Source organism: Weissella viridescens (assembly GCF_001437355.1).
GTDB lineage: Bacteria > Bacillota > Bacilli > Lactobacillales > Lactobacillaceae > Weissella > Weissella viridescens.
In genome coordinates this window covers 336255-361054 of the sequence record NZ_JQBM01000002.1, presented here as the reverse complement: position 1 = coordinate 361054, position 24800 = coordinate 336255, and the positions used below count along the sequence as shown (strand labels likewise).

Below are 24800 nucleotides of genomic sequence, written 5' to 3'. Positions count from 1 at the left end.
TAGGACGCACGATAAGACATACATCAATTTTTTCTTAGTTGAGATCATGCTGACCTCCGTTTGAAGACAACGTGCTTTTGCACTTGAAAACTCAGTAAGCAAAGAATGCCATCCCCTATCAACTTTGCACCCGTGGCAAGAGCAACATTACCAGACTGACTAATCGTATGCGCAATCAAATAGGTCAAAGCCCCTGAACACACCATTTGGACCACCATTAAGATACAATACTTCATCAATGTGTTATCGCCCTGTTTTTCAAAGACGACTTGTCGATTCAAACCATAATTCACAACACCTGAAATTAATCTGGCAGCAATCGTGGCCCACATTACACTACTCAAACTTTCAGTTCCCATGAGTTGCAAAAAAATGGCAAACAAACTAATGTCCAGCAAAAAAGAAACAATTCCTGAAAAAATAAATTTCATAAATTGTGCATAAATTGAAATTGAATCTGCAATGACTCGGAAATGTGAGGATGCATTATCATCGATGTAGATGGTTTGAATTGGGACCTCTTTGATTTCAATACCACTATCTTTCGCTTTGAGTAACATCTTGAATTCAAACTCAAAGTGATTTTCGGGAAATGTCTGTAGCACTGGCTCATAGATACTTGGCACAATTCTTAATCCGGTCTGTGTATCTGAAATATCTAATCCTGTGAAAAAATGGGTCAGTTTATTAGTAAGCACGTTTCCAAACCGACTTCGGAAAGGAATATCTTTACTAAATTATCGACTTCCAATGACTAAATCCTTGCCATTAAAGGCTTTCGTTAACTTTAAAACATCTGAGATGGCATGTTGGCCATCTGCATCTAACGTAATCACGCCCTCAATCTGAGGATACCATTCTCTAAAATAGCTCAATCCATATTTTAAAGCAGCGCCTTTACCTTGGTTCTGCTCGTGTTTCAGCACAACCACCTCATCTGCGTAACGCGCTCGAATATCGTTGAAGTAATGTTGATGTTCTGGACTTGATCCATCGTCAACAATAATAATATTTTCATTCAAAATTGGTTCTCTAATCAGTTCATCAATCAACTGACCCAATTTTTCATCTGGATTAAGTGCCGGAATAAGCACACCAAATTCCCCCATAAAAACCCCCCTCTAATGTGTTTTTCTAAGCTAGCTCCCCCCAAACTAACTTAGAAACAATTTGTCTAAGCATGTATATTAACATATAAAATTTTAATGGTAAACATACAAAAGCGATATGCGCCATATTTAACCAGCTTAAGTCAATAGTTTTATATTTTATTGGTACAGTTAATTTGAGTTATGAGCACAAACTCGATATACTAAGGGACGCTGTCGTGCTTATTCGATTTTATCATAAATGGTCTAAGCGTCATGATTCATAGAGGAGACTTTTACATGCACACTTTTGCGGGTTTTCTAATCGTGGTGTTTTTTATCACCAGTATATTAGTCGCCCTAGTTTATGTTTATCAAAATATGTTAATCTATAGTGATCAACTTTTCCCAAAATTCATTATAGTTATTCTATACATCGTTTTTACTTATATCATTCTGATTCTTGATGCCAATTTGGTCGACCGTTTAATTCTTTACTTTGTACCGCTACTCTTTATTAGCTTGGACACCGCACCTTGGAAAGTCATCTTCTGTGCATCAATCCATCCTTGGCTAATGGCACTGTACATTGGACGCTATGCGCCCATTCCACATCACGATGCACGTATCTTATTCATTAGTGAAATCATCTTAATGATTGTATTAGCCGTCCTAACGATTGGTGTTAAGAACAAGAAATACTTGGCCATCCTGCTACCGATATTCTTTTCTGGATTAGAATTTTGGCAGAGTTACCAATTTAAAGATATTCTAACGCCTAAATCATTGAGCGTATTTATTTGCATTTTAGTTGCCTATCTATTCTTAAGTTGGTTAATTTGTTATATCAATGCCGTTTGCACACGTTTGCGTAACGAATTGTTTTATGACAAATCCCATGATGCACTCACGCATGTTTATAACTATCAGCAGTTAACAACCGACCTATTCCAAAAAGCGCCCATTGCTAATCGTGACGCTTGGATTGTGATTATGGATATCGATAAATTTAAGAGCATTAACGATACGTACGGGCATCAACATGGTAATCTTGCGCTAAAACTTTTTGCTAATACCCTGCAAGAAACCTTAGCGGAAACGATTCCAGATCGTCCATATCGCATTTATCGCTACGGTGGTGAGGAGTTTGTTCTGTTAGTGACATCTGAAACGAGTGATTTGATGGCTGATAAGCAGATCATTCAGTCTGTACTATTCTGTTTTCAAAAGAAACTTTATGCCCAGAGTTCGCTAAGCTTGCCAACGCCGATTACATATTCAGCAGGTGTCAGCCATACCGTTTTTCATAATTACCACACTTTACGTGCCTTTGAAAAAGCAGATTTATTTTTATTTCAATCTAAGACCAATGGACGTAACCGTTTTTCATTTGATGAACCAGCAACATAAAAGCCCCACTCAGCAAACACTGAGTGAGGCTTTTTTTATTTATCAAAATGATTTTTTATCTGGTTGAGCGAAATATCCGAAGTTGCATCAAACGTTACATCTCCAGGAACGCCAATCCCGATGGCTAATTCATGAGCCCCTCGAATTGATTCAATGCCTGCTTTTGAATCTTCAAGTCCCATGACCTGCGTTGGATCAAGATGTAATATTTCAGCAGCTCGTTCAAAAATTTCTGGGTCAGGTTTACCGGCGGTCAATGTTGCCGGATCTACAATCCCCTCAAAATAATCTGAAAGGCCAAGTCGCTCCAAAATGGCTGGCGCATTCTTCGAAGCCGATGCAACACTCAATTTATAATCATGTTCCTTCAGTTCATCTAAAAATGCTTGCATGCCTGGTAAAATATCGACCGGTGTCAACGTCTCAATCAGCTTTTTATACGCAGCATTCTTCTGTTCAGCTAAATCACGTTGTTCATCAGACGTATATTGATTTTCCAAGCCTCCAGACTTTAAAATCAACGTCAACGAACCCATCCGGTCAATCCCCTTCAAATCTTCTTGTAACTGTGGTGTCCACTTTACACCTAAACGCTCAGCCAACTGTCGCCAGGCTTGCGTATGAAATTTAGCTGTATCCGCTAATACACCATCTAAATCAAAAGCGACTCCTTTAATATCTGTGAATTCCATGTCATTACTCCCCTAAAGTGACAACCAACGGTTCGCCATCTGTTATCGTATACGTCTCACCATCCACACTTATCTGTAACTGCTCATCCGCAGTAACCGATATCCAATCATGTGTTTCGATAATATCTAATACGATTCCTTGATACTGTTGCTTAAAGTGCACTGATTGCCAAGCAGCAGGTAATTTAGGCGTTATTTCTGGTATGTCGCTCATTAAATTAACACCAGCAAATCGGTTTTGAATTACTGCTAGCGTTTCCCCTATCACACCTGTATGAATTCCTTCGGCGGTTGTCCCACCTTGAATGTCGTCCACATCGGAACGAATCGCATACGCTAACAATTTTTCTGCTTCATCTAATAATCCCAAAGTGACATCAATCCCCGCAAAGACAGGTCGGGATGTTGTGGAACCATGCACTGTTCGCGCTAGGTAATAACTCTGATTAACAGCTAACCAATCCGGTTCAAGCTGATAACCAAGTTGTTCAATCAAATTTGCCACTAATTCGGCATCAAAGTTGTAGAATAGCATCAAAGAATCTGCTTGCTTGGCAACTTGATAATCATCTGGAGACTTTCCTTCAGCCTTCAAAATCCGATCAACGCGATGAATATCACCATATTTTTCAGCGTATGCGGTGAAATCAAGTTCCTTTAAATCAAAGTAACCTTCGTACTGGGCAAAAACGCCCGCATCATTGCGTTCCAACCGAAGACCATGCATCACAGCAATAACACGTTGCAATAACTTGTCGTCAAAATTAGCGCTGGCGGCAATCGCCTCAAAGGCAGGTAAAGCTGTTTGCAACTCTTGTATCCAATTCAAAAGCCAAGCTAACATCACATTTGTATAGGCATTGTTCTGCACACCCGCTGCTGTTGCCCCAGGATATGCCTCATGGAATTCATCTGGTCCCATAACCCCTGCGAGATCATAGCGTCCATCATTTGCCTTCGTTACCTTATTTAGCCAGAACTTAGCAATCTCAAGTACCATGGTTAATCCACCATTTTGAAGTAGACTAACATCCCCAGTCATACGGGTATATACCCACAAATCATAGGCAATGGCTAAACTCACATGTCGTTGCAAGCGGGAATTGTCTGGAATCCAAGATTGATCAACCGTATTCAGGTGGATGACCTGGGCCTGTTCGTCGCCATATAATCCAGACTGCCAAGGATACATGGCTCCCGCCTCGCCTTCCTTCTCAGCATTAGCTTGCGCTCCCGCAAGTCTTTGAATCCGGTATTGGATTAATGCACGGGCGGCTTTTGGATCATTTGCCGCATAATATGGCACTAGGAACAGTTCGTCCCAAAAAATATGTCCACGATACCCCTCGCCAGTAAGGCCACGTGATCCAACAGAAGCATCTAATTGTGCGTTGGCCTTGCTCTGAGCGGCTTGTCGCAAATGAAAGATATTTAATCGGATCAACTGTTGCAACCGGGAATCATCAGCGACTACTTCAATATCGGAAGTTTGCCAAATATCGTTCCAATATGCGGTACTATGCTTCCGAATTAAATCAAAATTCGTTTCTGCCATAAGCTCTGCCAACGCATCAGTAATTGGTTGTGATTCTTCTTGTGTTGTCACAATAGAAATCGTTTTGGTTAAGCAAATTGGCACATTCGGTAATAAATCAGTCTCGTAATGCTCCACTAACTGATTTTCAGTTGCTTCGACCAGCCCCGCAACCAGTTTATTTTGTTGACTGACGTGTGTTTCCGCCCCAATCCCAATCCTAATCCCTGACTGACGCGTCTGGACATAAACTTGTCGATTAGCCGCATCAATGTCACTCACATCAAATTCTTGTGCGTCAAAATCACGATAACGTTTCACATTTTGATTCGTCACACTGCCGTCAATTACACTACGCAATGTTACTTGCGCTGGAAACCCAGCTTCTAATTCAAATGTCAATCCAATTTGATGCCAGTCGATTGGATCAACTAGCTTAGTTGTTTTAATGGTCACTGGACCTTCCGCAATCTCAAATGTAAACGTCTCAAACAGTTCGCCGGTCTTAAAAGACAAGTGACTCTCCCGCGATGTTACATTATGCTCATCAAGTGCTTGATTATTTATCCAAGTCTGAATCAATTGTGAATTTGGTAAATTGACTAGGTCTTCATTAACGACAATTCGGTCAGCGACAGGCGTTTTAGTTTGATTAAAAACACCAGCTACATATAACGCCGGATAGTGGTTATCACTAAAAGTTGACCACACTGGCGCCCCGCGCCAGCCCAGATACCCATTACCCAAGGCTAAGAGCGCTTCCTCTCCGTATGATTTAGCTGCTTGTGTCACATCATGATAAGCTAATTCCCAATTTGCGTGATTCATAATTATTCCCCTTATTCGATGACGTCCTTAAAGACGTTCTTCTTCTCGGCTGCTTTTGCTTTTTGAATATCTGCATCTGAGAATCCCCAGAAATAGACACAAACAAATGAAATGATTAATGTCACCGTAGCGGCAATGACAAAGGCCCAAATATTAAATGGATTGTGTGGTGAAAAGAATGATGGAAAGCCAATTAATGAACCCGTAAAGCCAAACATATCAATTTTCATCAATCCAGCCAGGAAACCACCAATTGCACCACCAATGTTGGCCATCCAAAAGACACGACCATATTTCAAATTGACACCGTACATAGCAGGTTCAGTGACCCCCGCAAAAGCCGATAAGGCCCCAGCTAATGAAATCCCTTTCAAGTCTTCATGCTTTGTCTTAGCCCATACTGCTAAGGCACCTGCCCCTTGTGCAATCATTGTAAAATTAATTAATCCATTCAAAACCGAATGACCTGTTGAAGCAATATCGTTCGAAATAATTGGAATAACCATCCAATGTAGGCCAAAGATAACCAAGCATTGATAGAAACCACCAATAATAAATCCAGCAACCGCTTCATTTAGTGTCACTAACCAATTAATCGCTGCAGCTAATCCAGCAGATACAAGCGAAATAGCTGGCCCCATTACAACTAAGACCGTTGTTGTCACAATGAATACGGTAAAGAGCGGCACAAAGATCGAACGTAAGGCGAGTGGTGTGTGCTTCTTAAGCCATTTCCCAACTGGACGTGCCATCCACGCCGCAAAAATAATTGGAAAGATTGAATAAGCATACTGTGGAATGTGAATTGGTAATCCGAAGAAGTTAGCATTCAATGGAACACCCATCAAAGTTGGCATCCCCTTAGTTGGTGTCGCCCAAATCGCCGCGATTGACGGATGAACCAAGACCCCCGCGATTGTAGCAACCACAATTGGATCTGACTTTAGTTGACGGGCAGCACAAAATCCAACCAGAATGGGTAAGAAGTAAAAGACCGAGTCACCCATCGCATTCAAAATAATGTAAGTTGATGATTCTGGATTAATCCAATGTAAATTTTGCGTAAAGAGCGTCAAAAATCCTTTGAGAATTCCTGAGGCTGCCAACAATCCTATAACTGGAATCATAGATCCAGTGATTGTCCCAATTAAAAGCTGAAAAGCATACTTAATCCAGCCAATTATGGTTTTGGGTCGTGGATGAACGGCTTGACCATCATCTATTTCTGGATCCGTTTCATCTGTTCCTCCCGCATAATTTGAACCTAACTGATGTATGACTTCATCATAGACATCCTCGACTGCTGGTCCAATCACGACTTGATACTGCCCAAGTTGTTTGTTGTAAACTGCCCCAGCAACCCCATCAAGTCCTTCTAAACTGGTCTTGTCTACCTTAGTTTCATCCTTTAAATAAAAGCGCAGACGCGTAATACAGTGAATCACTGAATTAATATTATCTGGTCCCCCAACACCAGTGATGATGGCACTGGCTAGTGATTTATAATGTTGTCCCATTTTTTAATCCCCCTAGTATAGCTAGCTAACGTGTTGCCGTACCTATTTCAGCTCCAACTTCAATATTCCGAACTTGATCATTAATCGTGACAGCCGCCCCGAGTTTCTGTTCATTTGGCATCACCACCATCACCGTTTTGGCTAATCCATGATTCGTAATTTCATTCCAATCAACTTTAACCAGTTCATCACCAGCTTCAACAATATCCCCTTCAGCAACAATCGGTTTAAATGGATGCCCACTTAAATTCACAGTATCAATCCCAATATGAATCAGAAATTGCAATCCATCTGCTCGTTCCAGACCAATCGCATGACCTTAAACCAAGGTGACTTTAGCAAACACCGGTGCTTGCACAACTGCATTTTCTACCGGATTCACCCCATAACCACGCCCCATCATCCCTTGTGAAAAGACTGGATCATCAACATCTTGTAGTGGTATTAGTTCCCCACTCGCCACAGCAAAAATCCGTTCATCATCGATAAGTTCATGCTTCTTTTTAAATCCAAACATTGTCATATACCCTCCCTTTTAATGCCTTTTAGCAAAAATAACACTTGAAAACCGATCAGCACGATGTCGCGATTCAGTATACGAGACAACCGCACTATCTTTTAAATATGTTTTACTTCGAACAACAACCACTGGCGCATACGCAGGTATCTGCATATACCGCCGATCATCTGCATCTGCAAGTTCCACCGTCAATGTTTTAATCGCATAATCAATTTCCAATCCCAAATCTTGTTCAAAATATTTGAAAAGTGACTGCTGTGCTGCTTCAGCGGTTAATTGGGGGGCTACAGATTGCAAGACATAGTCATAATCAATGATGTCGATTTCACCATCCACCTTACGCAAACGCACCACACGCTTCACTGCGACAGGTTCTGATTCCCCATACAACTTTGGCAACCACCCATCTTCAAATTCAACTAATTGATTTTGTGAACTCAAAGCTTCGCTCTGCACTAACTCCGTGTAACTTGTGATTTCGGATAATGGAAAATGAAATTGTCGTTGATCAATAGCAATGGTGCCTTTCCCTCGTAACCTCTGCACATAACCATCCTCGGCTAACTGTTTCATTGCTTTACGAACAGTTTCTCGTGCAACACCATAGTTTTGCATGAGTTTATGATCGCTTGGCAATAATTTACCTTGTTCAAATTCACCTTCGAGTAACCGCGCTTGGATATCTTGATAAATCTCTCGATATTTTTCCATGTCTGTTCTCCTTACACTCTTAATTTATCAGCATTTGTAAGCGTTTACAACAACGTAATTTCGGTTGTGCTTGAACTTGACTAGTCATGTTGGTATAAATCCCTACTGGACTGGTTTTGTTTGTGCAGACAACTTTTTTGACAAAAAAATGACAAAAAAAAGAAGGCATCTGTTTGCCTTCTTTTATCTTTAATTCATTAAGCTTTTGCAACTGCGGCCATGGCCACAGATGAAATATAATTAATTGGCTGACTAAAGTTTGGTTGGAAAAAGAAATCAGAAAGCGCTAACTGATCAATTGTCATCTGATTCTCAATAGCAACTGACACGACATTCGCCGCTTGTGTAACGTCGTGTGCTGACAAGAATTCTGCCCCAATAATGCGACGCGTTTCCTTCTCCCAAACTAAAGAAGCAACGACACGTTCAGTGGATAACATGAAATCAGGCCGGTAATCTTCTTCGATAGTAACTGCATCAGCTGAGATTCCCTTAGCTTCAGCATTAGCAACACTAGTTAACCCAGTTGTTCCAATCGCCGTTTCATATAGTTCAACAGCTGATGTTGCTTGCGTCCCTGGATATGCTACCTTTGGTTGTGAAATATTACGTCCAATCAACATTCCTTGTCGTACAGCATTTGTCGCCAATGGAATGTAATCATACGCTTGCGTGGGATTGTAAAACACTGCACTAGCATCCCCAGCGGCATAAACATCAGGGAGTGACGTTTGCATATACTTATCAGTTTTAATAGCACCATTTGGTAATGTGTCGAGTTGGTCAGCAACTAAATCTGTATTTGGAATAAATCCAATGCCGAGAATAGCGATATCTGCTTCATATTCCGCACGATCAGTTTTTACACGAATGCCATCAGCAGTATCTTCAAAACCAACCACTTTTTCATTCATGGCTAAAGTTACACCATGTTCTTCATATTTGCGTGCAATGATTTCAGACAGCTTTGGTGATACATTTTTTGCCAAAACGCGATCAAGTGCATCAATTAAGGTGATTTGCTTCCCTGCAAGTGACAATTGTTCTGCCAATTCGGCACCAATATACCCAGCTCCAATGACAATGGCACGCTTTACATCTTCGGTCTGTGCCTTTAAGCGATTTGCATCATCCCAGCTCTTGCTCATATAAATTTTATCGCTATCAATCCCTGGAATGGGTGGAATAACAGCCTTTGAGCCAGACGTAATGATAATTTTATCAAACTGCTCTTCACGCATTTCGTCATTCGTCAAATTTTTAATCTTAAGACGTTTATCGGTTAAATCAGCTTGGGTCACCTCTGTCTGCATATGCATTTGAATGCCCTGAGTTTCTAATGATTCAGGTGATTCGTAAAACATACGTTCTGTCGATGAAACATGGTCCCCAATCCATAAGGCAATTCCACAAGAAAGGAACGAGACTGTTTGGTTCTTCTCAAAGACATGCACTTCGGCATCGGGAACTTCAGCTTTAATCTGTTTCGCTGCAAAAACACCAGCGTGTGTACTTCCGATAACTGCAACCTTCATAGTTGACCTCCATTTTTTAACCCTGTCATAGCATCCATATTCACAAAACAATCTAATTCGCTTTAGCTTTGTGAACTCATTAATAATATTATACACACAGTTACTAATGGTAAGTGTTACCACAAGGTATCATTTACATTAAAAATCGAACACATTGGCAGATGTGTTCAATTAAGGGGGAGTCATTTCTTGGTGGCCGATTGAATATACGCATTGCATAAAATTCAATCCATGAATCTTCAAAAATAACTCTTTTTTTGTTGACATTTTTATCATTTAGTTTTAATCTTATGAACAATCATTAATATAAAAAAGGAAGTCCATTGTTATGCGTCTTATGAATCCAACAATTGAACATATTGCAATTATTAAGATTATTTCGGTTTAACGAAGTAAGCTTTCCTTTGAGTTGCTCACTTTGTTAAACCAACAAAGCGAGCAGTTCAATTGTATGGAATGCGGACATTCTTGCACAATTGGCTGTTGTAGCCAATTGTGCTTTTTTTATTACTCGGTATACATTAGGAGGTATTCCATTATGCAACATTCGCGTCAAAAATCTTTTACCGATCTACTGCTTATGGCATCATTAGTCTTTGGGATGTTTTTTGGAGCTGGTAATCTTATTTTCCCAGTTCAACTTGGTCAAATGGCTGGCTCACATTGGGTTTTGGCAACTGCTGGCTTCTTGATTACTGGGACTGTCGTCCCCTATTTGGCCATGTTGGCTGTTTCAACAACACATTCACAAAGCGTCTATGATTTAGCTAAACCTGTCGCCCCATGGTTCGGTATGGCCCTACTTGTCTTAATTCATATGACAATCGGGCCATTCTTTGGTACACCACGTACTGCTGCTACAGGTTTTACAATGGGGATTGCGCCCTTTTTACCTGAACAATGGCAAACCCTCGGTATGGTTATTTTTTCAGCCTTATTCTTTGGACTTGCTTTTTTTCTCAGTATCACAGATTCGCGTGTAACAGCCTGGATTGGTCGATATTTAACACCAATCTTAGTTGTACTTTTAGCCTTTATTCTCATTGTTTCAGCTTTTAATCCCATGGGTGATCTCAATCAACCCACCGCTACAGCGTATAAGACCAATACATTTATGCAAGGTTTCTTAGATGGCTATAACACTATGGACGGTATTGCACTGGTAGCACTTGCTGTTTCAGTTGTTTACGCAGTGCGCGGACTTGGTTATCGTGGGGCTGCTGTTTCAAAGACACTCGCAAAGGCAGGGCTGTTAAGCATTATTTTTGAAGCTATTATCTATACCGCTCTCATTGCATTAGGTGTTTCAAGTCTTGCAATCATGAAGCCAGCAGAAAATGGCGGAATTTCATTGATGGCTATCATTAATCATTATTTTGGTACTTTTGGTTCGATTCTAACTGGCGTACTCGTGATTTTAGCTGTCTTCACCACTGCAGTCGGATTATTTTCATCTTTTGCACATGATATGCATCTGATTTTTCCGAAATTTTCATATAATGTTTGGCTATCAGTCTCAGCCATTGGTTCATTTGCAACAGCAAATGCTGGTTTAACGAACATCATTTCATGGTCTGCGCCAGTGTTGATGTTTATCTACCCATTTGTACTTGCTTTAATCGTCCTTTCACTCACTAAAAAATACTTTAATGGCTCTCAAATCGTTTATCAATTGACCATGCTATTCGTAACACCATCAGCCTGTTTTGATGCGTTAGCTGCTTCACCACTGGCAAAAAATGCATTGGTCTTGCCGGTTATTACGTTCTACCACCAATATGTCACATTCGCGAGTCAAGGACTTGGTTGGGTTCTACCAGGATTAGTTGGTGCTCTGCTTGGTTTAAGCGTTTACGCCGTTAAACGACAAAACGCTAAATAAAAATGACCTACCAGAAATGGTAGGTCATTTTTATTTAGGCATGCTTCTTTTTGGTTAAGTAAGACTTTAATCCAGTAACAATAGCTGGAATAACTGAAATGAACAAAATCCCGAAAATCACAAGTGAGAAGTGATCTTGAATAAATGGGATACGGCCGAAGAAGTAACCGGCTGGAATACAGATTAATGTCCACAAAGTTGCAGCAATCATATCCAACATCATAAACTTCTTGTATGGGTAGTTAGCAAGTGCCGCTGCAAATGGCGAAAGTGTTCGGATAATTGGCATGAAACGCGCCAAAATCACGGCAAAGATACCATACTTTTCAAAGAACTTATTGGTATCATCCAAGTTCTTTTGAGTCACAAACCGTCCCACAAATTTACTATGAATAAGTGGCAATCCCACCTTTTTACCAATGTAGAAATTCAATGAATCACCCAAGATAACAGCAATCCAAACGATTACAATTAATAGGACCGGATTCAGCACGTTCTTTGGCAATGCTGCTACAGCACCTGCTGCAAACAACAATGAATCTCCCGGCAAAAATGGAAACACAACTGATCCCGTTTCAATAAAGATTACGGCAAAGATTAAGACGTACGTCCATGGTCCTAAAACATTCACCCATTGGTCTAAATACTTATCAAGATGTAAAAACACATTGATAACTGTAGAAATAGCATTCATTTAAAATATTCCTCACTCTGTTTTATTATTATAAATATCATAAAAATCTACTTTATCATATTGCGACATAATTATGTATCATCTATTTGAGAAATACCCAACGATTTTATGACAATTGTGTCTAAACTCGCCTAACCAACGTATCAGTTTATATACACGGTGCGCCCCCCCTTCACTTTATGAGCAATTAATCGTAGTTCACACGATATCTTCTAAATCAATGCTATACTTAATTTAGAAAATAATTCATGGTAAGGAATCTGAATATGTCAAAAAACGTTAAAAGTTTTGTTGCTCTTGTCATACTGATTTTGCTAGTGGGTGCTAGCTTTAGTCTTGGTGGTTTCATTGGTTATTCAAAAACAAATGAATCAAATCATTCATCATCATCGAACCAACGCTCCTCTCAAAAAATTGAAACATCGAAAACCAATACCAACGCTCCATCTTCTAGTACATCACAAGTTGACGTTAAAAGTAGCTCACCCAAGTCATCTAAAACAGAAGCTAAATATACAGTGACTGTGCCACAATTGACTGAAAAATTGCGTGCTCTTGCACGTGAAAATGACCTAGCCGGTTCAAATGCGTCAACACTAGCAGTTAAACGCAATGCAGGTAACTCATATACATTAATTGGATCAGATAATGATCATACGAGTTTGTTAACTGCTTACCCAAACCCTGACGGAAGTTTTACGGTTAATGATCCTAAACATACTGTTATTAAATAATAAGAAAGAACCACCATGTACTTGATGGTTCTTTTTTATTGGTTTGGATTCATAACATTTGCATAAAACGTTTCAATACACGGATAATCTCTATAACATTTATTTAAATGCTAAAACCATCATAAATAAATTAAAAAGCACCATTAAAGCCTTCCTTTTGATCAGTCATATTGTTATGATATTCTCTAGGGTGTCAAGACACCTTAGAAACACTGGAAATTCAGTATTTATGGGAAGGAAAACCAATGTCTAATACTATTCTCAATAGAAGCAAGTCTGTCCTTACAACAACTTTTGAAGGTTTAATTCACGCCTTCAGTCCGAAGTATGAAGCCAAAGAAGTTAACCAATTTACAAAAATTGACTGGCTTCTGCTTACAATCATGCTTGTTGCGCAAGTTGCGGTTTTCTATTCAGCCCACGACTATTCAACAGGTGCTATCATCTCACTGATTGCCGGACTAACGATGGTTGTCTCCCTCATTTTTGTTAATAAGGGACTTCTAGCTAATTATGCGTGGGGATTAATTTCCGCAATTGCTTGGTTGATTATCGCCATGATGAACCATCAAATCGGTTCGACTTATACCCAATATTTTTATATCATTATGCAATTCGTTGGCATGTATTTCTGGCAAAATGACTTAAATGCAACGCACAGTAATCGCGTGCATGCAAAGCGTCTCACCCATCTTCAATTTGCCGCAGTTATAGCGGCCGCAGTTATTCTTTATTTTGTACTAAACCAAAATATTGCTGCGAATCATGGTGTGTTATCCCTTTTTGAAGCAGCATTATTACCCCTTGGTATTGTTGGACAAATTTTGATGTCATTCGGTCAACGCTCTCAGTGGCTATTCTGGATAACAATTAATGTTTTGAATGTCGCTATTTACATTCACTTACTTCAACAAGGCCAAGCTGGATCAACGACAATGTTAACAACCAATATCATTATGTTACTAAATTCATTTTATGGTACTTATCAATGGATGCGCGAAAATTAAATTAAAAACACGCATAAACCAATGACGAATAAGATTATTCATTAATCCAAATTAAAAAAAAGCTCCCATCATCTGGGAGTTTTTTCTATTACAAAGATTCAGCCTATGCTACTTTAAAATGTTTGACAACTATATTTAGAAGGTATAAGATTTATCTTTAATCTTACTGAAATTAGGGGTACTCAACATGGGTATTTTTGGCACAACCATGGTTTGCATCGCGGAATGGTTATTATTCATATTTCCACTTTATCAGGCTTATTTAGAATTAGACGAACAGCGCGATCTCTTGTTAGCAAATATTGATTTTGATGAAATTCATAATCACGCATTCGCAGATCGTAAAATACATTTACGTGATTTAAACCAGTTAAAGTTATTACTCACCGATGAACAAAAAGCCGCTTTAAAAGCATTCAACTCCCTTCGAAATAAAGCTATTGCTTGGTTTTTCGTTGCGCTGGCTGGATATATCAAAGCTTGTAGCTCAACCTTTGAGGTAATGGAACACTTCAGCCATCATGTCAATACTTGGCTATTCATCTTAATCATCGTGGTATTAACTGCATTCGCCTTAGCATTTATCGTGTCGCGTATTTTAACAAATCAAAAAGTTAAAGCAATTTAATTTAAAAGACTAAAACAGCCAGTTAGCGTACTAATTGGCTGTTTTTATTATGCAATCGGTTACTCATTCTGTTTCAGAAAAAAAGTTTCTAATTTGTCTAACCACTTTTGCCGTTTCTTATCAGATGCCATCTTAACCATATTCATGCTGATCCACTTTACATTTTTCATCCCTGATAATTTAAGCGTTCCCCGCACCATCGCACGTTGAATCGCATTACTATATACCACCTTGTAAAATGGCTTCGGTGTATTCATCGTGGTCACAATTGTTGCCGATTGTAATTTTGGCAACTGGCTGTACATCTTAATACCATTCTTAGCATATTCATATGTTCCACCAAGAAAAATCACCTTGTCAATGAACCCCTTCATCATCGCTGGCATTAGTTCCCACCAAATTGGGAAAATAAATACCAAATGGTCTGCCTCCTTCAATCTTTTAATATATCCAATCGATGCTTGATCAACTGGTTTCTGATTCACAAAGGCTGCTAAATCTTCAGTCGACATAACTGGATTGAATTGATCTTCATCTAAATCAATCACATCAACCTCGTTACCTGTTGACTGTACTGTTGAGACAATGCGTTCTAGGATTGCGTGATTAAAGCTTTTCTTATATGGATGGTTATATACAATAACTGTTTTCATTTTTTAGTCCCTCATATTTGCATTAATTTATTTTGTATATACATCGTATCATCATAAAAAATATTTCTCTAGTAATAAATTCACAGTAAAAAGCATATACGCATTGTAAAATTAGGCATTTTATTTTACTGTAGCACACGCATACGATAGATAAAAAACTAAATATATGTATAAAAAAATATATCATTCACATTTAATCCCTGAATTAATAATCACCTGCTTTATTTAAAAAAAATTTTTATAAAAAAGAGCTCGCATTACAACTTTGCGAGCTCTTGCTATTTTTTATACAGTCAATTAAATTCAAATCAGTCATTAGTATTTGAATTTATTCACTTCATGTCATCTAACCTTACCAATGTCCAATTAATAACCATTTTTAATGGTCCACATCAAATTGCTGTGATATTTTCCTGGACTAACATTTGCAGAATCCGTGTATAGACGAAGTCCATCTGCTTTATCCCAAACAATTGATTTAGCTTGATAACAGATTCTACGTCAAAAATTGCGTCATCCAATTGATATACAAATAAGAAAAAAACAAGTCTACCTAATGATTTAAGTAGGTCTGTTTTACTTCACCTCTTGTATAGAATTTAGTTTTCGCCGATTTCTTCTAATACACGCAATTGTTCATCGCTTAATTTATTAACGCCCTTTTCTAGGTTTTCGCGTTTGAACTCAGCTCTCTTTAGCTGCTGTTTGTAACCCCGTCCTGTGTATGGCGTTGCACTAGTTGGCAAGGTTATGTAGGTGCCATTATCTTGTGGAATATACGCAATCCTGTCATCGGAAGATACATAATTTCCTGCACCATCAGGCTTTGCATCTGCTGGTAATTCGTCAACATCTTCATTGATCGGCACATCAGAAACACTACTATATGTCGCTTCAGTCGACCGCGTATCATCTCCACTATTCGTTACTGCATCTGAATCCAGTGATCCTGAAACTTCTTCACTACTGCTCTCTATTACAGTTGAAGATTTGGTTGATGGATTTGATTCGGAGATTTTTGAAGACTCGTTCACACTTCTTTTATTAGTTCCTTGGGATCCCATCACACCCCCGATTGTTACACCAATTACGATGATAACTAATACAACCATAATTACTAAAATCCACGGTACCCGTTTCTTTGCTTCATGACGTCCACTTCGTGTTTCTTTATCAGACATTTATCTTCTCCATCTCACTAGTCTCATACCCATATTATATATGAGTTATCAGCTTGGCACTAGTCAGTGTTATCCCATGTATTTATTGCCATGAATGGGTACGTTCACATTAAAATCCCACTGCGTGATTATCTCTCGCATCTAAGCCGGTGCTGTTTAATCCCCTCACTAAACGACTAATAAAAAGACATACCCCTATTGGATATGTCTTTTTAAGATACCTAATTTGATTTTGCTTGTTTCTTTGCCGCACGCTTTGCTTTTTGTTGCTGGTGCTTATACTTATTGTACATTGGCATGAATACACGCTTATGACGTGCGTGCTTCTTATAAAGATGCTCAGCTTCAAGGTATTCAGTATTTTTAATTTCGGCGTCGATGGTAATCTTTACAGTATCGCCTGGTTTGAAGTCCAAAAGATCTTCATTAGCGATTTTATTATGCTTTGCATCTTTAACTTGAAGTGCAACGTCCGTGATTTCTTCGGTTCCTGAATTTTCCAGCGTCAATTCATGTTCTCCAGTTTGCTCTAAACTGAAAGCAACATATTTGTTGCCTAGGAAAACAAATCGAAAAATCTTTAAAATCCAATTATGCAAAAAAGTAAAGGCAAAAACCGTCATCCAACCACCTGGTAGGATTGAGGCTAAGGTACTGATAATCGCTACTAATAAAATTCGCATTGTCTGCTCCGCTCTTTAAAAATTGTCTCATGTATTAAACGACAAGATTTTTCATGCCCCAGGAAAACTTACTTTAGGTTAATTCCAGGAAGCTTGTACGTCTCATTAAAGATTGCTTCTTGTGGTAAGTAGGCACGTAGAACAGGTCGGAAACGCCCCTTCGGCGCTGGCAACCAATTAGCTGTATCTTCTGGTTTCTCAGCAGAAATTTGAATTTTCAATGACCCGTCATCCTCGTACTTAATACCTGCCGTACGATCACCGATTGAATAACGATTAATTTCATTATCAACTAAGAAGAAGTTTTCAGCATCATACATGGTAATTGACCAGAAAGCATCAACTGGAGGCAATTCCGTAAAAGTTAGCTCATACACATTATTACCGTCAAGTTGGTTGCCAGAGCCATCAACATATGTAGGGAAGTATAGTGCTTCATAGCCATTATTTCCCCATAATCCTGCCGTCGCTGCTACATTTCTCAAAACGCTGGCTTCTTCCAAGGCTTCGGTGGTCTTGGCATAACCCACTTCCCATTCCTTACCCTTTAATGCACCAAACTCAAAGTAATCAACATTGTAATCAAACACGTGGAATTGTTCTTGCCAACCGTTTTCAGTACGCGCATTTGAATTCTCTAAGAGATCAACAATAACCTTAGTTGCTTTTTTTCTCCGTCAATCAACTTTTGTTGCGCTTCTTCAGACAGAGCAGCAAAATAATCATTCGCATTGCGGTCATCATTTAAACCAATTAGCTTTTCAATATCTTCAAAAATTGGCTTGAATGATTCTGAAACTGGGTAAGCTTGCATGTACGTACGTAACTTCTTCCAGAAAATCAAAGCATCGGTGTCGTCCGTATCGACAGTCGGTGTTCCAGTAATTTCAGCATTTTCATTGACACCATGCACTACCAGTTGCTTTTGCAAGGCATGTACATTCACCAAATCATCCTCACCAGTACATGCAATTCGTCCAACAACTGCAATTACTTGTGAAGGTGCTTTAATGACTTGATAGTCACTATATTCGGCAGGAATATCATTCATTTGGTCACTTTGAGCAAAGATAAACTTGCCACCCTTTTCACCCAAAGTACGTTGTCCTAAGTAACCAAAATTATTTGTCCAGGCATCTACCAATTGGAACACATAATAACGATTATTAATTTCCGGAATTTCAAGTACGACTGGCCCAGCTGACAAGTCCATCATAACTTGTGAGTAAAGCGTATCGTTATTCACACTGACGAAATGATTATTTGCATCTGAAAGAGTGCTGGCATTACTAAACTCATTGTATGGCGCCTTAGGACTTGAACCAAAACCTTCTGAAACTGACGTTTTAATTTGATCAATATTTTGAACTAATGGCTTACCGAAAATGGCTGCTTTCACTTCAAGAGGTAAATCGCTCAACTTTGTCATATACATACTCCAACTCTAATTTATTTTTAATTCATTATAACTTAAATACAATCAGAACACTACAGTATCAATTAAGATGACTAATGTAAACAAAAGCAACCTTACAACTAAAAGTGATAAGTCCATATTTTTATTAATGTACCACTGTATTTGTGTATAACTGCTATTCCCAAACAATTATCGAAAAATAGCTGAATCGTACGCATCCCACACAAACTCATTTTATATACAAAAAATGAACACATTGTAATATGCGTTCATCTAGCGGCATTAATTCATTTCATTGTTATAAATAACTCAAGTTCGTCTTATGAAGCGAAGACAATCGATGTGTACGGTGGTAATACTATGTTCGGTTCAGTAGTTCTTACATGCACGTTATTATCTAAAATCACTTGGTCTGCCACCTCAGGTAGCGCTACCTCTTCCTCATGTGTGCCAAGATTAATAAGCACTGTTATAACTTGATTATCCAGTTCTCGTTGGTAAGCAATCACATTATCTGGTACATTTTGAAGTTCAATCAATGTCCCATCAATCAAAGTATCATGGTAATGCGCATCTGCTCTTATCACGGCCATCCGTTGGTAAAAATTCAAAACAGAGTCAGCATTCGATAACTCATCAACAACATTTATACCTGCGCGATCATTACCCATTTCAAGCCACGGTTCATGTTTAGAAAAGCCAGCATACTTTGAATCATCCCATTGCATTGGTGTCCGAGCATTGTCACGAGATTTCGCATTAACCGTTTTTAACGCTTCTGCCTCAGAATAGCCCTTCTTTAGCGCCATTTCATAGTTATTAATCGATGAAACATCATTAAACTCTTGAATAGCGTGTCGTTCAAAATTCTTCATACCAATTTCTTGACCTTGATAGATAAATGGTACGCCAGGCAAAAAGTAATACATCGTCGCTAATGCTTTTGCTGCTGTCCCCGTCTGATACTTTGGATTTGGCACTAATTTTGATAGCGCTCGTGGCTGGTCATGATTTTCTAGAACATTTCCACTCCAACCATCAACAGCTTTTATATCCGCTTGACTCTTAAACAGAATATCTTTTAAATCCTTGGTCGACCAACTTGATGGTCCCAGATACCATTCATTCACATCAGCCACTTCAATGTTCATATATGAAAAATCAAAAATCATTGAGAAATAGCCGTCCGGTCCGATGTAACTTGGCAAATCGCTTTCAGGAACACCATACGCTTCACCAATCGTAATAGCGTCGTACTTATCAAAGGTCTCACGCTTTAACTCATCCAAGAACACATCGATTCCTGGACGATTTTGCCCCTTCTTAACAACGGACGCGAGCCCATCCTCAGCGTCAGCAGGAATACTTGCCCAATCCAGATCCTTTTTCAAATGCGTAATCGCATCCACGCGCCATCCGGCAACACCTTTGTCCATCCACCAATTAATCATTTGATAAATCTCTTGACGTAACTTTGGATTCTCCCAATTTAACTCAGGTTGTTGGGGCGCAAAGGTGTGGAAATAATAAGTCCCTGGTTCCCCTGGCACTTCGGTCCAAGTTGAGCCCCCAAAGATAGCGCGCCAATTATTTGGGACATTTCCATCCGTCGTCTTTTTAAAAATATAGTAATCGCGGTATGGACTATTTTTATTCGCTAAGGCTTTTTGAAACCATTCATGTTGATCAGAAGTATGGTTAACGACCAAGTCCATGACAATCTTCATATCTCTTTGCTTAGCAGCTTCCAATAAATTATCAAAATCCTCCATTGTTCCAAATTGCGGGTCAATGGCCTGATAGTCGGCGATATCATATCCCATATCGACCATCGGTGACTTATATATTGGTGACAACCAAATCATTGTGATTCCTAATTTCTTTAAGTAATCAAGATGTTGGATGACACCTGGTAAATCTCCAATACCATCATCGTTTGTATCTTGAAATGAACGTGGATACACCTGATAAATCACTTCATCTTTCCACCAACGTGTGTGTCCCATAATTAAATCCCTCAACTTCCTATTATTTTCATTATTTAACCCAACGTGTTGCGATTGCACCCAAAACCATCAATGCTCCGGCAATCAATAACATGGCTGGCATGCTTTGTCCGACAAGCGGGAAGACAGCAAATGATGCCACTGACGCCACAATTTGAGGTAAACAAATTGTACTATTGAATAAACCAAGGTAGGTACCGTCATTTTCGCCATCTAGTTCACTCGTCAAATACATAAATGGAATAGCATTCATACTTACCCAACCAATTCCAATCATAATAAACGCCGCAATCAACGCAAATTGCGAGTGGATGAAGAATACTGACATGAATCCAATTCCACCAATGATTAATCCACCAGCGTAAGCAATTGAGCGCTGATTGATTGCTGTCTTTGATAAGGCAAAGCCCCAAGCAACTGAAGCGACCGCTTGGACTGCTGATAAAATCCCAAACCAATTCCCGGCTGCTTGATAGGCGGCTGATGAAGGATTCGTCGTATGCCAAACATTTTGAGCAATTGCCCCTGATCCATATGTCCAGAGATATTGGAAAGCAGCCCATGCAAAGAATTGTACGACTGCCAACGTCCAGAAGACTTTAGGAGCATGTTTAATTAACGTTAATAGCCCCATCTTTTGACCAGTTTTCTTCTCTTCTACTTGATGATATTTTGCATAATCTTCTGGATTATACTCTTTTACTGATGTGACAGAAAATAAAGCACTGACTACTAGAATAAAGGCCCCAATGTAGAAAGCCCAAATCACTGAATTTGGTAATGACCCTTTAGCAGCAACGTTCGAAACACCAATCGTTGTCAAAATAAAGGGTAGCAATGTTGCCAAGATACTTCCGATATTTCCCCAAATTGTCTGATATGACCAAGCATAATTCTTTTGATCGTCTGGTACCATGTCTCCAATAATCATTTTAAATGGTTGCATAGCCATATTTGATGATAAGTCCATAAATAAAATGGCAAATGCGCCAAAGGCTAAGGCCGCTGTTGATCCAAAGCCAAAGCCGAATGATCCCGAATTTGGTAATAACATCATCATAAGCACTGAAACTAAAGCCCCAATTAAAAGATATGGCATCCGACGGCCACCCAATTTCGGTATCCACGTTTTATCTGAAAAGTAGCCCACTAATGGTTGAATAAACATCCCAACCAATGGTGGTAAGATAAAGAAAAATCCTAACTTTGTGGGGTCCGCTCCGATGGTTTGAAAGATTCTACCCATGCTCGAACTTTGTAGTGAGAAGGCCATGGAAACACCCAGATTTCCAAAAGTCATTAACATGATTGTTTTCTTTGCTAATTCCGGTAAATTCTTTTTATGCACTTCAGCCATTTTCCTGCTCCTATATTCCATTCATTTGCTCAGCTAGCTGTACCTTTAATATACAGTTAAATGAAAACGCTTGCACTGCTTTTAAGTGTGTTACCGGTAACAGAATAAACATGATAGAATAGAGCATGTAAGGGTTTACATACATAAACTGGAGGTCACTATGGTTTCTATTGCTGATGTCGCCAAAAAGGCGCACGTCTCTAAGATGACTGTTTCGCGTGTTTTAAATCACCCCGAACAAGTTTCCACGGAGATATCCGATACCGTACAACGCGCGATTAATGAATTAGGGTATGTACAACAACGTGCTGGTCGAGCACTGGCAACCAGTCGCACCTATACAATTGCTTTTGTCATGCTTGATGAAGTTTCAAATGTTGATCCTTATTTTGGTCAACTCATCACTTACGTCTCCGATTTTCTTTATCAAGAAGGTTATAACTTAGAGCTACATCGTAGCTTGGACGATCATTTTCATGACATTGATGGCATTCTCGTCAGTGGGGCTCGGGCGACTGATAAAGCTAAGCTGAATGCATTAACTTTTCCAATTGTCGCATATGGTAATCAATCTGAATTTGCGAGCGTAGATGTTGATAATAAACTTGGTACGATGCTGGCAAAACAACATCTCATTATGTGTGGTTACCAACATTTGATTTATTTGGGCATCGATTTAAATGAGCAATTCGTAGTTGAACGTTTAAATGGGTTCAAAGCGATTGAAACTCCAGACTATATGACCGAAACAATCTATCAGTTACCTAATAGTGATAAGGAAGCACGTCAATTATTCAACTCAATCACCCTCCCACCATTAACAGGTGTCGTGGCGGCGAGTGACCGACTTGCGCTCGGTACCCTCTATAGTTGTTATGATAAGAGACTCGCCGTCCCCAATGATGTTGGCATTGTTGGTTTCGATGGCATTTTTATTAACCATCTCAGTCCATTAGATCTCACAACCATTGGTCAACCACTACAAAAAATTGCCCAGAAAATGGTTCAAACATTACTTTCGGCGATTAGTTCAAATCATCAAAATATTCGTCAGTCGGTTATACCACCAACATTACTTCAAGGGGAAACAACCACAAAATTAGCAGATTAGATACAAAAAAAGACCTACCATTTTTGGTAGGTCTTTTTTGTTAATTTAATTATTTGGCAATGATTTTCATGCGAGTCTTCTAACTCATTTTTTCTCTAATTCATGCAACACATCTTCAGTTTTTTTCATGTGTTCATCATAGTGTTCTAGTTTATACTTCAAATGATTGATTGCGAAATCAATGTCATCTTTACGTTCTTGCATAGCTTCAATTTGCTCTCTCAAAATCTCCTTTTGTTTCTCAGAATTATCGTCAGCATCATCAACTAGATCTGTATATTCCTTCAATGCCTTAATCGACATACCCGCATCCCGCATTTGTTTTGCGAATGTAATCCTTCGAATGATTTTTTCATCTATTTCACGATTTCCTGCGCCGTTTCGGTCAATTCTGGGAATTAATCCCTCTTTTTCATAATAACGAATTGTATCTGTTGAAACACAAGTTTTCTGACTAGCTTCTTTGACATTCATTTTCCAATCACCTTACTTTTCAACTGTTCGATGTGCCATCCATTTAATCATCTCTGGATCTTCATGTGAGAAGAATTGACTGTCTCCAGTATCTAATTGTGCTATCTTCTCCATTTCACTATCAGTAAGTTCAAAATCCAAGACATCAAGGTTTTGTACCATTCGCTCTGGCTTGGTTGATTTTGAAACAGGTACTATACCACGTTGCACATTCCAGTGTAGCACAACTTGAGCAATCGACTTATTGTGATTGTCTGCAATTTCTTGCAGAGTATCATTTGTAAACAATCCATTCTTACCTTCTGCAAATGGTGCCCACGCCTCTACTTGAACACCGTAGTTTTGTAGATATTCGACTGCTTCATTATTTTGGTTGAATGGATTAACCTCGATTTGATTTATTGCGGGCTTAATGCCACTAAATTCTGCTATATTTGTGATTTGCGCAATAGAAAAGTTGGAAACACCAACAGCTCGAATTAAACCAGCATTTTTTGCCTCATTCATCGCCTTCCATGACCCAAATACATCACCATATGGTTGATGAATCAAGAATAGATCTAGATAATCTAACTGCAATCGTTCTAATGACTCTTTGATAGCTCTTTTAGTAGCCTCGTATCCAGTATCATCCACCCATAATTTTGATGTGATAAATAATTCTTCACGAGACACGTTTGAATCCTCGATTGCTTCTCCGACAGCCTTTTCATTACCGTAACTGGCAGCGGTATCAATTAACCGATATCCGGCATCAATGGCATCAATCACAGCCTGCTTTGCTTCATTTTGGTCAGTCACTTGATATACACCAAACCCTAAGTTTGGCATCTCAGTGTTTTTATTTAAAATCACCTTATCTGTCATAATTTTTATCTCCCTTTTCAATCCATATGCCTTAATTCTTAACTTTGAATAATTCAAGTGTATACCTTGGAGTTCACTCCAAAGCAAGCTTTATTTTAATTAGAGCAGGTATTTTTTCTTAAGTCAGCGTCATTTTAAATTTCAGTTTTATTGACCATTACACTTCGCATTGGAAATCATCCATGGATCATTACTTTCGATTACATCTAAAGTCATCAATTTTGGCAACATTCTGTTAGAAAAATCCAGAGTCATTTCAGCGACAGGCAAA

Annotated in this window: 23 protein-coding genes and 1 pseudogene; 6 read left to right on the top strand and 18 right to left on the bottom strand. The window is 39.0% G+C overall.

The window, feature by feature from the left end; translation table 11 throughout:
* Nucleotides 1-44 precede the first annotated feature (44 nt).
* Entirely contained in the window at nucleotides 45-698 is a 654-nt protein-coding gene (locus IV50_RS07760) for a GtrA family protein (RefSeq protein ID WP_141324833.1), read from the bottom strand.
* A 39-nt stretch (nucleotides 699-737) separates the two neighbouring features.
* Nucleotides 738-1109, bottom strand: a complete 372-nt coding sequence (locus IV50_RS07755; protein WP_057745599.1) for a glycosyltransferase family 2 protein — start codon at nucleotides 1107-1109, stop codon at nucleotides 738-740.
* A 279-nt stretch (nucleotides 1110-1388) separates the two neighbouring features.
* Between IV50_RS07755 and IV50_RS04330 the strand changes: the two genes are divergently transcribed.
* Nucleotides 1389-2498, top strand: coding sequence for a GGDEF domain-containing protein (locus IV50_RS04330; protein WP_057745596.1), 1110 nt, complete (start codon nucleotides 1389-1391; stop codon nucleotides 2496-2498).
* A 35-nt stretch (nucleotides 2499-2533) separates the two neighbouring features.
* On the opposite strand, the gene pgmB is transcribed toward IV50_RS04330, so the two are convergent.
* From pgmB to IV50_RS04300, 6 genes and pseudogenes are all read right to left on the bottom strand, one after another.
* Nucleotides 2534-3190 carry a beta-phosphoglucomutase gene (pgmB, locus tag IV50_RS04325; protein ID WP_057745593.1) on the bottom strand — a complete coding sequence of 219 codons (657 nt, stop codon included), beginning with the start codon at nucleotides 3188-3190 and terminating at the stop codon, nucleotides 2534-2536.
* A 4-nt stretch (nucleotides 3191-3194) separates the two neighbouring features.
* Nucleotides 3195-5552 carry a glycoside hydrolase family 65 protein gene (locus IV50_RS04320; RefSeq protein ID WP_057745590.1) on the bottom strand — a complete coding sequence of 786 codons (2358 nt, stop codon included), beginning with the start codon at nucleotides 5550-5552 and terminating at the stop codon, nucleotides 3195-3197.
* 11 nt (nucleotides 5553-5563) lie between these two features.
* Nucleotides 5564-7069, bottom strand: a complete 1506-nt coding sequence (locus IV50_RS04315) for a PTS transporter subunit EIIC (RefSeq protein ID WP_057745588.1) — start codon at nucleotides 7067-7069, stop codon at nucleotides 5564-5566.
* 25 nt (nucleotides 7070-7094) lie between these two features.
* Nucleotides 7095-7586 (bottom strand): annotated as a pseudogene (locus IV50_RS04310) (PTS sugar transporter subunit IIA).
* An 18-nt stretch (nucleotides 7587-7604) separates the two neighbouring features.
* Nucleotides 7605-8300: a trehalose operon repressor gene (gene treR / locus IV50_RS04305; RefSeq protein ID WP_057745585.1), complete on the bottom strand. Its 696-nt coding sequence runs from the start codon at nucleotides 8298-8300 to the stop codon at nucleotides 7605-7607.
* Nucleotides 8301-8497: 197 nt separating this feature from the next.
* On the bottom strand, nucleotides 8498-9835 hold the full coding sequence (locus IV50_RS04300) for an FAD-dependent oxidoreductase (protein WP_057745582.1): 1338 nt from the start codon (nucleotides 9833-9835) through the stop codon (nucleotides 8498-8500).
* A 538-nt stretch (nucleotides 9836-10373) separates the two neighbouring features.
* Between IV50_RS04300 and brnQ the strand changes: the two genes are divergently transcribed.
* The gene (brnQ, locus tag IV50_RS04295; protein ID WP_057745578.1) at nucleotides 10374-11717 is read left to right on the top strand and encodes a branched-chain amino acid transport system II carrier protein; all 1344 of its coding nucleotides are present in this window, start codon (nucleotides 10374-10376) and stop codon (nucleotides 11715-11717) included.
* A 34-nt stretch (nucleotides 11718-11751) separates the two neighbouring features.
* Here brnQ and IV50_RS04290 read toward each other — a convergent pair whose 3' ends face one another.
* The gene (locus IV50_RS04290) at nucleotides 11752-12411 is read right to left on the bottom strand and encodes a VTT domain-containing protein (protein WP_057745575.1); all 660 of its coding nucleotides are present in this window, start codon (nucleotides 12409-12411) and stop codon (nucleotides 11752-11754) included.
* A 266-nt stretch (nucleotides 12412-12677) separates the two neighbouring features.
* On the opposite strand from IV50_RS04290, the gene IV50_RS04285 reads away from it, so the two are divergent.
* The 3 genes from IV50_RS04285 (at nucleotide 12678) to IV50_RS04275 (ending at nucleotide 14780) form a co-directional block, all read left to right on the top strand.
* Nucleotides 12678-13145: a hypothetical protein gene (locus IV50_RS04285; protein ID WP_057745574.1), complete on the top strand. Its 468-nt coding sequence runs from the start codon at nucleotides 12678-12680 to the stop codon at nucleotides 13143-13145.
* A 245-nt stretch (nucleotides 13146-13390) separates the two neighbouring features.
* Complete coding sequence (gene pnuC / locus IV50_RS04280) at nucleotides 13391-14152, top strand: nicotinamide riboside transporter PnuC (protein WP_057745571.1); 762 nt, start codon at nucleotides 13391-13393, stop codon at nucleotides 14150-14152.
* A 187-nt stretch (nucleotides 14153-14339) separates the two neighbouring features.
* Nucleotides 14340-14780, top strand: coding sequence for a hypothetical protein (locus IV50_RS04275; RefSeq protein WP_057745568.1), 441 nt, complete (start codon nucleotides 14340-14342; stop codon nucleotides 14778-14780).
* Between the two features lie 59 nt (nucleotides 14781-14839).
* Here the strand turns inward: IV50_RS04275 and IV50_RS04270 are convergent, their stop codons facing one another.
* From IV50_RS04270 to IV50_RS04240, 7 genes are all read right to left on the bottom strand, one after another.
* Nucleotides 14840-15433, bottom strand: coding sequence for an NAD(P)H-dependent oxidoreductase (locus tag IV50_RS04270; RefSeq protein ID WP_057745566.1), 594 nt, complete (start codon nucleotides 15431-15433; stop codon nucleotides 14840-14842).
* A gap of 599 nt (nucleotides 15434-16032) precedes the next feature.
* Nucleotides 16033-16614 carry a hypothetical protein gene (locus IV50_RS04265; RefSeq protein WP_057745563.1) on the bottom strand — a complete coding sequence of 194 codons (582 nt, stop codon included), beginning with the start codon at nucleotides 16612-16614 and terminating at the stop codon, nucleotides 16033-16035.
* Nucleotides 16615-16835: 221 nt separating this feature from the next.
* Nucleotides 16836-17297 (bottom strand): hypothetical protein, encoded by a 462-nt coding sequence (locus IV50_RS04260; RefSeq protein WP_057745560.1) that lies wholly within the window; start codon nucleotides 17295-17297, stop codon nucleotides 16836-16838.
* Between the two features lie 68 nt (nucleotides 17298-17365).
* Entirely contained in the window at nucleotides 17366-17887 is a 522-nt protein-coding gene (locus IV50_RS07750; protein WP_057745557.1) for a DUF1214 domain-containing protein, read from the bottom strand.
* Nucleotides 17888-17934: 47 nt separating this feature from the next.
* Nucleotides 17935-18726, bottom strand: a complete 792-nt coding sequence (locus IV50_RS07745; protein WP_057745553.1) for a DUF1254 domain-containing protein — start codon at nucleotides 18724-18726, stop codon at nucleotides 17935-17937.
* 308 nt (nucleotides 18727-19034) lie between these two features.
* Nucleotides 19035-20720 (bottom strand): glycoside hydrolase family 13 protein, encoded by a 1686-nt coding sequence (locus tag IV50_RS04245; protein ID WP_057745550.1) that lies wholly within the window; start codon nucleotides 20718-20720, stop codon nucleotides 19035-19037.
* A 31-nt stretch (nucleotides 20721-20751) separates the two neighbouring features.
* Nucleotides 20752-22077, bottom strand: a complete 1326-nt coding sequence (locus IV50_RS04240; protein ID WP_057745548.1) for an SLC45 family MFS transporter — start codon at nucleotides 22075-22077, stop codon at nucleotides 20752-20754.
* A gap of 160 nt (nucleotides 22078-22237) precedes the next feature.
* Here IV50_RS04240 and IV50_RS04235 point away from each other — a divergent pair, with 160 nt between their 5' ends.
* Nucleotides 22238-23188, top strand: a complete 951-nt coding sequence (locus IV50_RS04235) for a LacI family DNA-binding transcriptional regulator (protein ID WP_057745547.1) — start codon at nucleotides 22238-22240, stop codon at nucleotides 23186-23188.
* Nucleotides 23189-23272: 84 nt separating this feature from the next.
* On the opposite strand, the gene IV50_RS04230 is transcribed toward IV50_RS04235, so the two are convergent.
* Both IV50_RS04230 and IV50_RS04225 read right to left on the bottom strand, forming a co-directional pair.
* The gene (locus tag IV50_RS04230) at nucleotides 23273-23662 is read right to left on the bottom strand and encodes a MerR family transcriptional regulator (protein ID WP_057745546.1); all 390 of its coding nucleotides are present in this window, start codon (nucleotides 23660-23662) and stop codon (nucleotides 23273-23275) included.
* Nucleotides 23663-23674: 12 nt separating this feature from the next.
* Complete coding sequence (locus IV50_RS04225; RefSeq protein ID WP_057745544.1) at nucleotides 23675-24529, bottom strand: aldo/keto reductase; 855 nt, start codon at nucleotides 24527-24529, stop codon at nucleotides 23675-23677.
* Nucleotides 24530-24800 lie beyond the last annotated feature (271 nt).

Bases quoted from the DNA above. Each gene is read 5' to 3' on its own strand.
- IV50_RS04320 (WP_057745590.1), bottom strand. From the start codon at position 5,552: ATGAATCACGCAAATTGGGAATTAGCTTATCATGATGTGACACAAGCA.
- IV50_RS04275 (WP_057745568.1), top strand. From the start codon at position 14,340: ATGGGTATTTTTGGCACAACCATGGTTTGCATCGCGGAATGGTTATTA.
- brnQ (WP_057745578.1), top strand. From the start codon at position 10,374: ATGCAACATTCGCGTCAAAAATCTTTTACCGATCTACTGCTTATGGCA.
- IV50_RS04240 (WP_057745548.1), bottom strand. From the start codon at position 22,077: ATGGCTGAAGTGCATAAAAAGAATTTACCGGAATTAGCAAAGAAAACA.
- IV50_RS04265 (WP_057745563.1), bottom strand. From the start codon at position 16,614: ATGTCTGATAAAGAAACACGAAGTGGACGTCATGAAGCAAAGAAACGG.
- IV50_RS04330 (WP_057745596.1), top strand. From the start codon at position 1,389: ATGCACACTTTTGCGGGTTTTCTAATCGTGGTGTTTTTTATCACCAGT.
- IV50_RS04235 (WP_057745547.1), top strand. From the start codon at position 22,238: ATGGTTTCTATTGCTGATGTCGCCAAAAAGGCGCACGTCTCTAAGATG.
- IV50_RS04315 (WP_057745588.1), bottom strand. From the start codon at position 7,069: ATGGGACAACATTATAAATCACTAGCCAGTGCCATCATCACTGGTGTT.
- IV50_RS04245 (WP_057745550.1), bottom strand. From the start codon at position 20,720: ATGGGACACACACGTTGGTGGAAAGATGAAGTGATTTATCAGGTGTAT.
- treR (WP_057745585.1), bottom strand. From the start codon at position 8,300: ATGGAAAAATATCGAGAGATTTATCAAGATATCCAAGCGCGGTTACTC.
- IV50_RS04290 (WP_057745575.1), bottom strand. From the start codon at position 12,411: ATGAATGCTATTTCTACAGTTATCAATGTGTTTTTACATCTTGATAAG.
- IV50_RS04300 (WP_057745582.1), bottom strand. From the start codon at position 9,835: ATGAAGGTTGCAGTTATCGGAAGTACACACGCTGGTGTTTTTGCAGCG.
- IV50_RS07755 (WP_057745599.1), bottom strand. From the start codon at position 1,109: ATGGGGGAATTTGGTGTGCTTATTCCGGCACTTAATCCAGATGAAAAA.
- IV50_RS04230 (WP_057745546.1), bottom strand. From the start codon at position 23,662: ATGAATGTCAAAGAAGCTAGTCAGAAAACTTGTGTTTCAACAGATACA.
- IV50_RS04225 (WP_057745544.1), bottom strand. From the start codon at position 24,529: ATGACAGATAAGGTGATTTTAAATAAAAACACTGAGATGCCAAACTTA.
- pnuC (WP_057745571.1), top strand. From the start codon at position 13,391: ATGTCTAATACTATTCTCAATAGAAGCAAGTCTGTCCTTACAACAACT.
- pgmB (WP_057745593.1), bottom strand. From the start codon at position 3,190: ATGGAATTCACAGATATTAAAGGAGTCGCTTTTGATTTAGATGGTGTA.
- IV50_RS07745 (WP_057745553.1), bottom strand. From the start codon at position 18,726: ATGACAAAGTTGAGCGATTTACCTCTTGAAGTGAAAGCAGCCATTTTC.
- IV50_RS04270 (WP_057745566.1), bottom strand. From the start codon at position 15,433: ATGAAAACAGTTATTGTATATAACCATCCATATAAGAAAAGCTTTAAT.
- IV50_RS04260 (WP_057745560.1), bottom strand. From the start codon at position 17,297: ATGCGAATTTTATTAGTAGCGATTATCAGTACCTTAGCCTCAATCCTA.
- IV50_RS04285 (WP_057745574.1), top strand. From the start codon at position 12,678: ATGTCAAAAAACGTTAAAAGTTTTGTTGCTCTTGTCATACTGATTTTG.